Source organism: Faecalibacterium sp. An121, assembly GCF_002160915.1.
Lineage (GTDB): Bacteria > Bacillota > Clostridia > Oscillospirales > Ruminococcaceae > Faecalibacterium > Faecalibacterium avium.
The window spans coordinates 1-14333 of sequence record NZ_NFLM01000022.1 but is presented as its reverse complement, the minus strand read 5'-3'; the positions used below and the strand labels follow the sequence as shown (position 1 = coordinate 14333).

14 protein-coding genes and 1 pseudogene are annotated in these 14333 nt (G+C 56.8%); 11 read left to right on the top strand and 4 right to left on the bottom strand.

Translation table 11 applies throughout. The annotated features are described in order from the left end of the window. Position 1 precedes the first annotated feature (1 nt). The 4 genes from B5E66_RS10715 to B5E66_RS13125 form a co-directional block, all read right to left on the bottom strand. On the bottom strand, positions 2–1195 hold the full coding sequence (locus B5E66_RS10715) for a glycosyltransferase (protein ID WP_342395004.1): 1194 nt from the start codon (positions 1193–1195) through the stop codon (positions 2–4). Between the two features lie 17 nt (positions 1196–1212). Further along, positions 1213–2229 (bottom strand): acyltransferase family protein, encoded by a 1017-nt coding sequence (locus B5E66_RS10710; RefSeq protein WP_087232741.1) that lies wholly within the window; start codon positions 2227–2229, stop codon positions 1213–1215. Between the two features lie 114 nt (positions 2230–2343). Then, positions 2344–3513, bottom strand: a complete 1170-nt coding sequence (locus tag B5E66_RS10705; RefSeq protein WP_242958160.1) for a glycosyltransferase family 4 protein — start codon at positions 3511–3513, stop codon at positions 2344–2346. A gap of 44 nt (positions 3514–3557) precedes the next feature. Continuing rightward, positions 3558–3701: a hypothetical protein gene (locus B5E66_RS13125; protein WP_158098356.1), complete on the bottom strand. Its 144-nt coding sequence runs from the start codon at positions 3699–3701 to the stop codon at positions 3558–3560. Positions 3702–4381: 680 nt separating this feature from the next. Here B5E66_RS13125 and B5E66_RS10700 point away from each other — a divergent pair. The 11 genes and pseudogenes from B5E66_RS10700 (at position 4382) to B5E66_RS10655 (ending at position 14157) form a co-directional block, all read left to right on the top strand. Beyond that, positions 4382–5287 carry a LysR family transcriptional regulator gene (locus B5E66_RS10700; protein WP_087232811.1) on the top strand — a complete coding sequence of 302 codons (906 nt, stop codon included), beginning with the start codon at positions 4382–4384 and terminating at the stop codon, positions 5285–5287. Between the two features lie 86 nt (positions 5288–5373). Then, positions 5374–6090: pseudogene (locus B5E66_RS10695) on the top strand (family 1 glycosylhydrolase); the annotation flags it as partial. A 318-nt stretch (positions 6091–6408) separates the two neighbouring features. Then, on the top strand, positions 6409–7575 hold the full coding sequence (locus B5E66_RS10690; RefSeq protein WP_087232738.1) for an iron-containing alcohol dehydrogenase: 1167 nt from the start codon (positions 6409–6411) through the stop codon (positions 7573–7575). A 28-nt stretch (positions 7576–7603) separates the two neighbouring features. Continuing rightward, positions 7604–7747 (top strand): hypothetical protein, encoded by a 144-nt coding sequence (locus B5E66_RS13120; protein ID WP_158098355.1) that lies wholly within the window; start codon positions 7604–7606, stop codon positions 7745–7747. A 115-nt stretch (positions 7748–7862) separates the two neighbouring features. Then, positions 7863–8429, top strand: a complete 567-nt coding sequence (locus tag B5E66_RS10685; protein WP_087232734.1) for an aldo/keto reductase — start codon at positions 7863–7865, stop codon at positions 8427–8429. 25 nt (positions 8430–8454) lie between these two features. Next, complete coding sequence (locus B5E66_RS10680; protein ID WP_087232731.1) at positions 8455–9300, top strand: aldo/keto reductase; 846 nt, start codon at positions 8455–8457, stop codon at positions 9298–9300. Positions 9301–9331: 31 nt separating this feature from the next. Beyond that, positions 9332–9796: a flavin reductase family protein gene (locus B5E66_RS10675; RefSeq protein ID WP_087232727.1), complete on the top strand. Its 465-nt coding sequence runs from the start codon at positions 9332–9334 to the stop codon at positions 9794–9796. A 137-nt stretch (positions 9797–9933) separates the two neighbouring features. After that, entirely contained in the window at positions 9934–11067 is a 1134-nt protein-coding gene (locus B5E66_RS10670; protein WP_087232724.1) for an alpha/beta hydrolase, read from the top strand. Positions 11068–11225: 158 nt separating this feature from the next. Then, positions 11226–12050: an MYG1 family protein gene (locus B5E66_RS10665; protein ID WP_087232721.1), complete on the top strand. Its 825-nt coding sequence runs from the start codon at positions 11226–11228 to the stop codon at positions 12048–12050. Further along, positions 12040–12903 (top strand): GNAT family N-acetyltransferase, encoded by an 864-nt coding sequence (locus tag B5E66_RS10660; protein ID WP_087232717.1) that lies wholly within the window; start codon positions 12040–12042, stop codon positions 12901–12903. The genes B5E66_RS10665 and B5E66_RS10660 overlap by 11 nt, the downstream gene beginning before the upstream one ends. Before the next feature lie 198 nt (positions 12904–13101). Beyond that, entirely contained in the window at positions 13102–14157 is a 1056-nt protein-coding gene (locus B5E66_RS10655; protein WP_087232714.1) for a helix-turn-helix domain-containing protein, read from the top strand. Positions 14158–14333 lie beyond the last annotated feature (176 nt).

Below are 14333 nucleotides of genomic sequence, written 5' to 3'. Positions count from 1 at the left end.
ATTACTTTTTCGGACAGTAAATGGGAATCAGCTTTTTATAATAGTCCTCTATCGTGTCAAAATGAATCGATTTGCAATTTTCCATGTACTGGTCGGTCAACGCATGGTCGGACCACAACGTCTGGATTTTCTCTTTTAGGTCATTTGCATTGCCGCTTTCAAATAAAGTACCGGTTTTACCTGCCTCGATCAGTTCCGGGATCCCGCCTATGTCAGCGCCCAACACCGGCGTGCCATACATCTGAGATTCCATCACAGAGAACGGGCAGTTTTCATACCATTCGGATGGGTAAATACTGAAGCGGGCTTCCCGGATCAGCTTTTCCAGTGCTTTGCCGCGTTGAAAACCCACATTTCCGACATTGGGAATACCACTCAGTTCGCTTTCAAGCGGACCTGTTCCAGCAAAAACAAACGGTATATCGGGAAGCTGCTTACATACTTGAATCAGAGTCTCAATCCCCTTTTCTTTGGAATAGCGGCCAAAGTACAACACATACTCTTTCTTGCAAGTATCCTTCCACTCCACCTTGTCTACAAAGTTGTGCAGCGCAATTGTCTTTTGTGCAAAAAGCAGATTGCTGTCCATTTTTGTTTTCAGGAACTTGGAGCAGCAGATCATCGTGTCAATATAATTGTATGCACCGTTCCGTTTCCAGAACTCAGCCTCCAGCATCCCGATCACAGATCTGGCTGTGCTGCCGTGGATACACTTGCCTTTTACACAATTCAGGAAATGTCCGCCCAGACACTTTTCACAATTCTCACCGGTGTTCGGGTTGTTACACATATGATTAGGACACACCAACTGATAATCGTGAGCAGTAAAAACAATCCGGCATTTATTGCCTTCTTTGCGCCATTTCTGGATTTCCAGAATGATACTGGGCGTCAGCTGGTAATTGAAATTGTTGAGGTGACACACATCCGGCTTGAAGTCATTCAGAACAAGACGAAGCTTCTTCCGCGCCTCTGAGGAATAGATAGTCTTTAAAGGATATGTAAGTTTTGCCAGCTTTGAGCCTCCATGAAAGTCCATATCACTGGTGTACGCATTCACACGATTGCCCACACAGCGGCCTTTATGTTCCATGCCGAAGTATTGCACTTCATGCCCCTGGCTTTTCAGATAATCACCCAGTTTAAATATGTATGTTTCGCTGCCGCCGTTGGGGTAAAGGAATTTATTAACCATCAGTATTCTCATATATCTCATTGACTTCTTATATTACTCTTGATATACTTTCCCGGATAAAGAAAAAACTCCAGCCATTTACTCTTATTCATGATAACCGCCGCTATCATTGGCCCAATAAAACTAATTGCAATTCCAAAAATCACATGAGGGGCTGCGTTCCGAATTTCCAACTTAAATAGTATGATTCTTAATGGCGCAGCAAACAGTGTATGCATCAGAAAAATAGGCATCGTATATTTTGCCAAAATACCAAACAATATAGACTGGCTTTTCTTTTCGTATATTTTCGTGATAGCAACAATGATTGAACTGCAGGCAAGCAGCCCAAGCAAGAAACTAACGCTTCCCCGATCAGTTCCCTCCATATAAACATCAATACTTAAAACCAGGAATAAGACTCCGCCGATTGTCGGCACGAGCAGGCCAATCTTATCCAGACAGCTTCTAAATTCAAAAACACTCAGGCACATACCGATAACAAACCATATTTCATTTGAAAGGATATATGAAACAGATTGTATCTTATGCCCTTCAAGAATTCCCAAGGCTTTAAAAGCCAGCCCAATAATTAAGCCAATTCTTGCCATGGTTTTAGTTCGAAATGTAGGTGTAATCAAAAACACAAAAAATAAAGCATACAAATACCAATATGGTGACACCGGATGGATAAATAGCGTATCGCACAGACTTCCGATTTGACTATTTACTGTAGAAGAAAACAATGTTTTCAATAGCCATGTAGCAAATGAAAATGTGAAGTAAGGAATCCCCAGCACCACCAGCTTTTTCAGAACATTTCTTCCCCAACTGTGGACATCATCAACCACACTCAGTTTCTGATAAAGGTAACCAGAACAGATAAAGAACAGCGGCACATGGAAGTAATAAATAGTCTGATTAAACCACCGATATAAATCATTCGTGGGTAATACATCCGCCTGTGTTATACTCTGAAAGAAATGGCCAAGTACTACCAAGACACAGGCTACAACTTTAACATTATCTACCCATATTTCCCTTTGCTTGTTCATTGCTTCTCGTCCTTATATGTAATGTTTTAGTTATTAACTATTTATTTTTGAGTTCTCCCAAGGTAATGTTTAAATTCAGTTCTCTGCCACATTGATTGCTTTTCAAAACATTTATCAATCAGGATATTTCGCTCCTTTATGGACCGTCCCTCCTCTATATACGCCCAGTGTTTGTTGGACAACCGTATCCCAGTTGTACTTTTCACAGATAAAATCTGCCGCTTCCTTTTTGTATTGTTCTACCTGTTCAGGATGCTGGCACAATTCTTCCAGTTTCTTCTGCAAAGCTACTATGTTTCCTTTTTCAAAAAGTACCGCTTTATCTTCCACAACATCTGCACATTCAGCAATATCCGAGGTCAAGCAGCAGTTTCCGTAGCTCATCGCTTCCAGCAGGCTGAGCGGCATCCCTTCCAGATCACTGGGCAGGCAGTATACATAGGCGTTGCTATACAATTCCGCCAAGATCTGCCCTTGTACAAACCCAGTAAACCGTATTCTATGGTCATCCGCGGCAAGCCTTGTGATCTCTTGCATGAATGCGTCCGAATCCGAGCTGCCGCCTGCTATGACCAGTTTTTTATCGGTATCGACCTGCTTGAATGCCTTGATCAAATACTGGATCCCTTTTTCCGGAACGATCCTTCCCAGAAACAAAATATAACCATCTTTATCGAGGCCAAACTTCTCTTGAATCAGCTTTGCCGCCTGCTGTATGGGACGCTCGACTCCGTTGGGGATAAAGACGGTTTTTCGTCCATAAGCATCGGCAAAGTATTGCTGCACGCCTCGGCTTAAAACAATGATCTCATCTGCATAACGAACGGCATTTCTTTCGCCAAACATGATATATTTCCGGGCAAACCTGCCCCACTTTTCGCCCCGTCTGTGGTCCAAGCCATGGATCGTGACCACCACACGTTTACCAAACAGCTTTGGCAGCCAGCACATGGCCGCAGGACCTTCTGCATGGACGTGCACCACATCGTATTTTCCCCATGCACAGGCAAGCGCCGCAAAGAAGCTGGACGATACCGCTGCAAATCCTTTCCTGTTTATGGTCGGGACGGTTTTGATTTTCACGCCCTTGCATTCCCGCAGTTTTGCACTGTCAAATTTTTTCCCGCTCACATGATGGCCGCTCCGGTTGTAGCAGGTCACCTGATGGCCCAGCTTCACCATTCGGCTGCTGAGTTCCTTGACCACGACCTCAATGCCGCCTTCACGGCTCCATCTTTTCTGGCCGAACATGGCGATCCTCAATTTCTCCGCACGATTTTCCATCTTTCACCTGCTCCCTGCCAGCTCACCTCTTTCATATCCGCCCCTCACCGCAGGATCTCAGCTGCATAGCGCAGACCCTTCTGGATGTTGACTCCCGCGTTTTCGATGGCGCCGGCTAGGATGAATGCCGCCGCAATCATGGCCGCTGCCATGATGCTCCTGCCGATCCGGTCCTGATACTCCTTCATTCTTCGTCCACCTTCCATCGATTTATCGTTCCGCCTTTTGTTTTATTGTACCATGTTGGGGGCTCCAATTCCACCTGTTCTTACTTTTATTTTACAGAGCAGCAGTCCCTGTGCGGCATTCTCCGGCGGCACACTGCCGTATGCGCTCCATGTGCAGCCCGTGTTGGCCGCACATGCCTGCTGCGCCGGCCAGGAACCATCTTTTGAAAGCAGCTTTCCTGTTCTGTCGTTGTACTTTTCCATCCATATTATTAGACTATTTTATAGAAAACGCACAAACGCCCCCCTCCCGGGACTGCGGCAGGCGTTATAAAGCGTTCGGTTTGTAAAAAATCCAAAAGAAAGAAGGACGAATCATGGCAAGCAAGTACGACGGCCTTGCCCGCATCATCACAGCATCGGCGCTCTGGGCATATTCAGCTGGACCGCCTTTGTGGATACCGCCACCAACAACACCAGCGGCATGGTCGTCGCTATCGTGGTGTCCCTGGTCGCCATGGTGGCTGACTTCATCCTCACCCTGATCACCTATCGCGACGAGCCGGCGCAGAAGTCCTGACCCGCCTGCGTTCCTCCTTGTGCCCTGCGGGCTCGGCCTGGCTGCCGGGTCGCGCCCGCTTTTTCTTGACATGGCGTCCCGCATCTCCTACAATAAACAGGAAAGGACGGTGACACGGATGATCTATAACCCCCAGCTGGAAACGTTTCTCTGTGTGGCAGAAGCCGGCAGCTTCAACCGGGCTGCCGAGCAGCTGTATATCTCGCCCCCGGCGGTCATCAAGCAGATCAACCTGCTGGAGGACAGCCTGGGTGTGGCGCTGTTCATCCGCACCCACCGCGGCCTGCAGCTGACGGCGGCGGGCCACTCCCTGTGTCAGGATGCCAGATACATCATCCAGTATTGCAAGGACTCGGTCACCCGGGCCAAAAACGCCATGCAGGAGAGCGCCGAGGTGATCCGCATCGGCACCTCCCCCATGACGCCGGCCCAGTTCCTGGTCAACCTGTGGCCCAGCGTGCAGCAGTACGACCCGGGCATCAAGTTCCAGCTGGTCCCCTTTGACAACACCCCCGAAAACGCCCGTGAGATCCTGGCCAACCTCGGCCAGCGCATCGATGTGGTGGCGGGCATCTTTGACGAGACCATGCTCAACCTGCGCCGGTGCGCCGGGCTGGAGATCTCCCGGGAACCCATCTGCTGCGCCGTGTCGGTCCACCACCGGCTGGCCCAGAAGGAATCGCTGACCGTACAGGACCTGTACGGCGAGCGGCTGATGCTGATGCGCCGGGACTGGAGCCACTATGTGGACCTGCTGCGGGACGATCTGTGGAAAAACCATCCCCAGATCCAGATCGTGGACTTTGATTTTTACAGCGTGGATGCTTTCAACCAGTGCGAAAACAACAACTGCGTGCTGATGGCGGTGGAGAACTGGCGCTATGTCCATCCGCTGCTCAAGATCCTGCCGGTGGACTGGGGCTACACCATCCCCTTCGGGCTGCTGCACGCCCCCGAGCCCTCGGCCCAGGTGACCCGGTTTCTGCAGGCCATCCGGATGGCGGCAGGCAGGCCCGCGCCGGGCTGACCGCGCGCAGCGACGGGGCTCAAGGCCCCGGTTTTATACGATCAAACGATCGAAAGGAGCAATGTATATGCGCGTTTTCCGCGACGATTTCCTGTGCCAGCTATCCGCTCACCTGCCGGCCCGCCGATGTGCTGGCCAACCAGCGGTATAACCGGCTGTACAACTACTACTGCACCGACGTCCAGGCCCGGGGCGCCTACCCGGCCTATGCGCACCGCCTGCTGGAAGAACTGGGCGTCCATCTGGACATCCGGCCCGGCGACGCTGAGATTTTGCAGAAGGGCACGGTGGATTTCATCACCTTCTCCTATTATATGTCCTCCTGCCAGACCGCAGGCGAGGCCAAGAGCGGCGAGGGCAACATCCTGGGCGGGGTGCCCAACCCTTATCTGAAGGCCAGCGACTGGGGCTGGCAGATCGATCCCGAGGGGCTGCGCTACGCTCTGAACGACCTGTACGACCGCTACGGCAAGCCCCTGATGGTGGTGGAGAACGGCCTGGGCGCCAAGGACGAGGTCGCCCCCGACGGCTCCATCCAGGACGACTACCGCATCGATTATCTGCGCCGCCACATCCAGCAGATGGCCGAGGCGGTCCGGGACGGGGTAGACCTGATGGGCTACACCCCCTGGGGCTGCATCGACCTGGTGAGCGCCTCCACCGGGGAGTATGCCAAGCGGTACGGCTTTATCTACGTCCGCCGCTACGACGACGGCACCGGGGACTTTGCCCGGCTGCGGAAAAAGTCCTTCTTCTGGTACAAAAAGGTCATCGCCTCCAACGGCGAGGACCTGGAGCCGTGATCCCGGCCCGTCCCATCCCGCGCTAGGGTGTATCTGAAAACTCCCCAATACTGTTCTATTCTACCAAAAAGCGCCATCTGCCGCGTTGCATTCGCTTGCATTCCACAAAGGAGTGCAGCGCTCATGCGCCTTGCATCTGGCGTTTTTTGGCGAATATCTCAGCATTTTTGACTTCTCAGATACACCCTAAACTGATAAGCCGCAGGTATACACTGCATAACCAATCGAGACTTCTGCCGAAGTCTCGATTTTTTTATACTAGGAACAGAACGGACCGCCGGAAAAAGCGAGGTCACAGTCGGAAAGGAAGCATTTTCTATGAACAACTTTATTTTTCAGAACAGCACCAAGGTCTACTTTGGGCAGGGCTGCGTCAAGGAGTACCTGGCCTGCCTGACCAAACACGCCCATACCATCCTGCTGGCCTATGGGGGCGGCTCCATCAAGCGCAACGGCGTCTACGACGAGATCATGGATGTCTTTTACAGCGCAGGCAAGCAGGTGGTGGAATTTTCGGGCATCATGGCCAATCCCACCTACGCCAAGGTGCAGGAGGGCGCCCGCCTGGCCCGCGCCTGCGGCGCCGACATGATCCTGGCCGTGGGCGGAGGCAGCGTCATGGACTGCTGCAAGGCGGTCAGTCTGGCCGCCCGCTACGACGGGGATGTCTGGGATGACTTCTGGGCCCGGCCCGGCGTCATCGACTTCGAGCCGCTGCCGCTGGGAGTGATCGTCACGGTGGCGGGCACCGGCAGCGAGTGCAACGGCGGGGCCGTCATCACCAACGAGGAAAAGAAGATCAAGACCGGCCGGGACTACCCTGCCCTCAACGCAAGGTTTGCCCTGATGGACCCGACCTACACGTACAGCGTGCCCCAGGGGCAGATGGTGTCGGGCAGCTTCGACATCCTCAGCCACATCATGGAGACCTATTTCAGCGCCCCCGACGAGGACAACGTCTCGGATGACATCATGGAGGCCCTGATGCGCAGCGTCATCCGCAACCTGCGCGCCGCCATCCAGAACCCCCGGGATTACACCGCCCGCTCCAACCTGATGTGGGACGCCACCATGGCCGAAAACCGCCTGATCAAGATGGGCAAACAGTGCGACTTTGAGTGCCACAACATGGAGCATCAGCTGGGGGCCTACACCAACTGCAACCACGGCTGCGGCCTGGCGGTGCTGCACCCGGTCTACTACCAGCACATCTACCAGGAAGGGCTGCCCAAATTCATGCGGTTTGCCCAGAACGTCTGGGGCATCCCCCGGGAGGGCCGGAGCGACCAGGAACTGGCCCTGGCCGGGATCAGCGCCCTGGCGGCCTTCATCCGGGAGATCGGCCTGCCCACCACCCTCAAGGAGCTGGGGGCTGACAAGGCCCAGCTGCGCCAGATCGCCGACAGCTGCGGCATCTCCCAGGGCAGCTACAAAAAGATGACCCACGACGAGATCTACAAGATCTTCTGTGAGTGCTACGAGTAACAGGAAATACAGGAAAGGAGTTTTTTGTATGAAACGACTGGCCGCCCTTTTGACGGGCTTTGTCATGGCCCTGGGCCTGGCGGGCTGCACGGCCGGCGTGCCGGCAGCCGGCGCATCCCAGGCAGGCTCCGACACCGGTCCCGCCGTGATGGGGTGGCTGTTCAGCCACTGACGGCAGCTTATAACCCCCGGCTTACAACTGCATAACCAATCGAGACTTCCGGTTTCCGCCTGCCGGGCTATAATAAAATCAGAAAACCAGCATAGGAAAGAGAGGAACTACAACGATGCAGACAAGGACATTGGGCCGGGACCTGCAGGTTTCGGCCGTAGGGCTGGGGTGCATGGGCTTTTCCCACGCCTATGGCGCGCCCAGCGAGGCCGGCGAAGCGGTCCGGCTGCTGCGCCGGGCCGTCGAGATGGGCTACACCTTCTTTGACACGGCCGAGGTCTACGGCACCCCCGAGGACCCCCACGGCAATGAGGCGCTGGTGGCCTTCAGCCCCATGGCCAACGGCTTTTTGACCGGCAGCTACGGCAAGGACAGCCGCTTTGACCCCAAGACCGACTATCGGGCCGGGATGCCCCAGTTTGCCCCCGACGCCATCGACCAGAACCGGCCGCTGCTGGATCTGCTGCGTCGGATGGCCCGGGAAAAACAGGCCACCCCGGCCCAGATCTCCCTGGCCTGGATGCTGTGCAAAAAGCCCTGGATCGTCCCCATCCCCGGCACCCGCAAGGAAGAGCGCATGGCAGAGAATGCAGGGGCCGCCGGCATCGCCCTCACCGCTGGGGAGGTGGAGGCCCTGGACACCGTCGGGATGTCCGCCGTCTATGGGGTAAAACAAAACTGAACATACGGAACAAGGAGGTTTTCTTATGGAGTACGCAGTCCTGAACAACGGCGTCAAGATGCCCATGGCCGGCATCGGCACCTTTCTTCTCAGCCCCGATGAGGCGGAGGCCTCGGTGCGCAGCGCCCTGCGGTGCGGCTACCGCCTGATCGACACTGCCAACGCCTATAGGAATGAAAAGGCGGTGGGCCGGGCCATCCGCGCTTCGGGCCTGCCCCGGGACGAGATCTTCCTGGAGACCAAGCTCTGGCCCAGTTTCTATGAGCAGCCTGACGCGGTGGACAAGACCCTGGAACGGCTGGGCACCGACTACATCGACCTGCTGCTGATCCACCAGCCCGCCGGCAACTATATGGCCGGCTACCGGCAGATGGAAAAGGCCTACCAGGAAGGCAAGGTGCGCGCCATCGGTCTGTCCAATTTCAACCGGGAACAGATCCAGGAGATCCTGGACAACTGCCGGGTCCATCCTGCGGTGCTGCAGACCGAGGTGCATCCCTACAACCAGGAAAAGGCCCTCAAGCGGTTTTTGGAGGAGCAGGCCATGGTCATCCAGGCCTGGTATCCCCTGGGCCACGGGGACAAGGCCCTGATCGCCGAGCCTCTGTTCAGCCAGCTGGGCAAAAAATACGGCAAGTCCAATGCACAGATCATCCTGCGCTGGCAGATCCAGAGCGGCAACATCGTCATCCCCGGTTCCAAGAACCCCGACCACATCCGGGACAACTTCGACCTGTTCGACTTTGAGCTGACCGAGGGCGAGATGGCTCAGATCGCCGCCATGGACCAGGCCAAACGCTACTACACCAGCACCCCCGAACTGCTGCGGCGCTATGTGCAGATGATCCCCGACGTGGACGGGCAGAAGTAAGACGTTTTGAAAGACAAAGGAGCGATTTTCTATGCGGACAAATTTTGGCGCAAAGCCCTGGTTCTACCCGCTGCCGGTGCTGATCGTGGGCACCTATAACCCCGACGGCACCGCCGACGCCATGAATGCGGCCTGGGGCGGCCTGTACGACGCCGGCAAGGTGGTGCTCTGCCTCAGCAAAGACCACCGCACTACGGCCAACATCCTGGCCCGGAAGGATTTCACCATCAGCTTTGCCGACGCGGCCGACACCGTCTCCGCCGACTATGTGGGGATGGTCTCGGGCAACAGTGAGCCGGCCAAGATGCAGAAGGCCGGCTTCCACACCAGCAAGGCCAGCACGGTGGACGCGCCGCTCATCGACGAGCTGCCGGTGGCGCTGGAGTGCCGGCTGCTCAAGGTGAACGAGGACGGCAACATCATCTCCATCTTCCTTCTTTGCCGCAGGCCCGCAGCCGAATGCTGCGGGCCTGTTTGGCGTATGCATCCCCAGTAGAAACCTTCGGCTTATCACTCCATAACCAATCGAGACTTCTGCCCCGGGGCGGAGCGCGTTACAATAAAGCCAGGAAAAAGGGCTTCGGCCCCAGAAAAGAACGACCGTCCACCGTACAAAAGAAAAGGAGCAAACCTATGAAACTACAGCATCGGGCCGCCGCCCTGACAGCGGCCGCCGTTCTGGCTCTGTCCACCCTGACAGCGCCGGTCACCGCCTTTGCGGCATCCGAGGATGCCGCCGAAAACGGCATCCTGGACCTTCTGCCCGCCCCCCTGCGGGACCTGATCGACCCCGAAAACGCGCCCCTGCGCATCGCAGAGCAGGGCATCTTCTCGGCGGGCGGCACCGTCATCCGCTCGGATGGCACCTTTGACGTGGGCAACTACTACACCTCCCATGTGGACCACGCCAACGTCCTCTACCAGATCCCCGAAAACGACACCGAACTGCCCATGGTGTTCCTGCACGGGTACGGCCAGTCCCGCATGGGCTGGATGACCACCCCGGACGGACGTGAAGGATGGTCGGATATGTTCCTGCGCAAAGGGCACAGCGTCTGGCTGATCGACCAGCCCCGCCGGGGCGAGGCCGGCCAGACCTCGGTGGCAGGCACCATGACCACCACCCCCTCGGACCAGACCTGGTACACCCAGTTCCGCATCGGCACCTACCGGAACGATCAGTTCACCTACAATGAGGGCTCCCAGTTCCCCCGGGGCGAGGAGGTACTGGATCAGTTCTTCCGTCAGATGACCCCTGACACCGGCATGGACAACGACGCAGGCGATCAGGCCATCGACAACACCGTGGTGGCCCAGGCCGTCGCGGCGACCATCGATGAAGTGTATGCCCGCACCGGCAAAGACTCCATCCTGGTCACCCATTCCCAGGGCGGCCTGCCCGGCTGGGAAGTGCCCCTGTATACGGATCATGTGGCCGCCATCGTGGCCATTGAGCCGGGCGCTGCGCCTGAGGTGGGCAGCGACGCCTACAACGCCATGGTGGAACAGAACATCCCGGTGGCCTTCTACTACGGCGATTACATCGGCCAGCAGTACACTGACGTGCCCGCAGCCGCCATGTGGTCCATGATGGCCTCCACCGCCGACACCTTCACCGCGGCTTACACCGCCGCCGGCCGCACCAGCACAGTGGTGCATCTGCCGGATGAGGGCATCACCGGCAACGACCACTTCATGTTCCAGGATCTGAACAACGACGTCATCGCCGACCACATCGAGAACTGGATCCAGCAAAACGTGCAGTAACGAGGCGACGGCCGCCACCCGCCCGGTGCGCCGGCTCCCCCACACGATGCTATTATGATGCAACAGCCGCAGCAGGGATCTGCTGCGGCTGTTTTGCACATCGGCGTAAAATGTGGTATACTGTTACGAAAACAGTTCTGTGCAGAGAGGTGTTCCTAATGAAGATCCCAGCCCGCGGTTTTACCCACGCCGGCAAGTTCCACGCCGACGATGTGTTTGCGACCGCACTTTTGCAGATCCTGCGCCCGGACATCAAAGTCAGCCGGGGCTTTGTGGTGCCGGATGACTTCGACGGCATCGTCTATGACATCGGCGACGGTATGTTCGACCACCACCGGGAGCCCCGTCAGACCCGCCCCAACGGGGTGCCTTACGCGGCCTTCGGGCTGCTGTGGCGGGTGCTGGGTCCCGGCCTGGTTGGGGAACGTCAGGCCCGCCTCATCGATGAAAATTTCATTCAGCCTTTGGACCTGAACGACAACACCGGCGAGCAGAACAGCCTGTGCGATGCCATCGGCTTTTTCAATCCGCCCTGGGACAGCGCCGACAGCGCCGATGACCGCTTCTTTGAGGCGGTGGCGGTCGCAAAGCAGATCCTGTCCCGTCAGATCGAGGCGGCCAACGCGGTCAACCGGGCGGACGAAAAGGTGCGGGCCGCCTACGCTGCCTCCAAAGACGGCATCGTGGTGCTGCCGTGCTATCTGCCCTGGAAAAACGGCCTGTACAAAACCGACGCTCTTTTTGTGGTGTATCCCAGCCAGCGGGGCGGCTGGAGCGCCCAGTGCGTCACCGACCACCGGACCAAAAAGCCCAAACTCCCCTTCCCCGCCTCCTGGGCCGGCCAGCCCCAGCAGGTCATTGAAGCCCGCAGCGGTCTGGATGGGATCAGCTTCTGCCATGCCAGCCGCTTTTTGATCACCGCCAGGGACAAGCAGACCGCCGTGGCCGCCTGCCGCCTGGTTCTCAAGAACAATGGACGGTGAATCGTTCGCCCCCGCCTATGTCTACATGGTCCGCTGCGGGGGCGGCAGGCTGTACACCGGCTGGACCAACGACCCTGCCGCCCGGCTGCACGCCCACAAAACAGGGCAGGGCGCCCGGGCGACCCGGGCCTTCGGGGCTCTGAGCCTGGCCTACCTCGAACCCTGCGCGGACAAGCCGGCGGCGCTGCGGCGGGAAGCCGCCCTTAAGAAGCTGTCCAAATCCCAAAAAGAGGTCCTGTGTGCCGAATGGGCCCGGCAGATGCAGCCCCGGCTGTCCATGGCCACCTGCGCCGATGCCGCCGACATCCTGCACATTTATAACTGGTATGTGCGCAACCGGATCGCGACCTTCCAGATCACCCCGTCCACTCTGGAGGAATACCAGACCTGGGTGGAGGATACGCTGGCCCGAGCTCCGCTGCTTCTGGCGCGGGACGGGACCGGCCGCCTGCTGGGCTATGCCTGCGCCCATCGCTACCATCCCCGGGAAGCCTTTGACTGGGATGTGGAAAGCACCATCTACTGCGCCCCGGACGCCTGTTCGGCGGGGGTGGGCGCCAAATTGTACGGCGCGCTGCTGGAGCTGCTGCGCATGCAGGGGTATTGGAACGTCTATGCCCTCATTGCCGACCCCAACCCGGCCAGCGAACGCTTTCATCAGAAGTTCGGTTTCACCTGCGTAGGCCGCCAGCCCCACACGGCTTACAAGTTCGGCCGCTGGGCCGGGCTGTCCACCTGGTGGCTGCCCCTGCGCAAAGGCAGCGCCGCCCCCGCTCCGGTCCGCCTCCGGCTGGAGCCGGCTGAGGTAGACCAGGTGCTGGCGAAATACGACCGGCACGAGTCCGCCCTTTGAGACCGATCCCCCAAAAGCACCTGCCCTGGGCGGGTGCTTTTTTATACTCCAGCCGAACCGATTTTGCCCTTCGGCGCGCTACGGCAGTTGATTTGCGGTCCATTTTTTCTCCGGAAAGTTAAAAAACAGTCAATGGAAAAGCGCCGCCCCAGCTGCTACAATGATGTTAAGAATCAAGCGCAAAGGAGACAGGGTCCTATGAAAATCCATCAGATCATTCGCGAGCGCCGCCTGGCCAAACATCTCACACAGGAACAGGTCGCCCATTACCTGGGTGTCACCGCTCCTGCGGTCAATAAATGGGAAAAGGCGATCTCTTACCCGGACATCACCGTATTGCCCGCGCTCGCCCGGCTTTTGGATACAGACCTGAACACCCTGCTGTCTTTTCAAGACGACCTGACGGAACAGGAAGTCGCTCTTTTTCTGAATCAGGTCTCCGACGTCATCGAGCAAAACGGCTTTGCCGCCGGATACGATCTGGCCGTCTCGAAACTGCGGGAATTCCCTACTTGCGACCAGCTGGTGTGCAGTCTGGCGATGCTTCTGGACGGCGCCCTGACCATGAAAGACCCCAAAGATGGCAGGCTGGAAGAATACCGTTCGGCGATCCTGTCTTTATACCGGCGCGCCGCTTCCAGCAGCAAGGCGCCGATCCGGGAGCAGGCGCTCTCACGTCTGATCGCCGATGCGCTGGAGCGGCAGGATTATGCAGGCGCACAGGCGCTTTTGGATTCCGTATCCGATCCAAGCCCGGTGGACAAAAGGCAAATACAGGCCAACATTTTTATTGCGCAGGGCGAACTGCCCAGGGCCGCCAAAACAATGGAGGAGAAATTGCTGTCCGCAAACAACGAGATCCATGCGGCGCTTATGACCCTTATGGAGATCGCCATAAAAGAGAACCGGTTGGATGACGCGGATTCCATTGCAAAGGTTGACAAGCAGGCGGCAGAAATATTCGATCTGTGGGAATACAACCGTTATGTAGCGCAGTTTCAGCTGTATTCCGCCTGCGGGAACCGCGCCGGATGTTTGAAGCTGCTTGTCCCCATGCTCCGATCCCTCACGAAGAAATGGGATATCAACCGCTCCCCGCTTTACCGTCACATCAAAACCAAAGAGGTAGATGCGAGTTTCGGGCCGATGCTTCAAAAAACCATTCTGAACTCCCTATGCGAGGACAAGGACACGGAATTTTTAAAGGACAGCCCCGAACTCAAAAGCTTTTTGGAGGAAACAAACCAGCGCTGACCCGCCCAACCGCAAAACAGCCAGCCCCATCCAGGGCGCGGCAAAAGCGGGCGGCACACAAAAACAATGCGGGGGCCGGCTTTGCAGCCGACCCCCGCAGAGGGACCCTATCTTTCGTGACGCAAAAGTTCTTTTGTTTTGGTGCGATCAACAACAGAAGGAATATTGGTTCTATT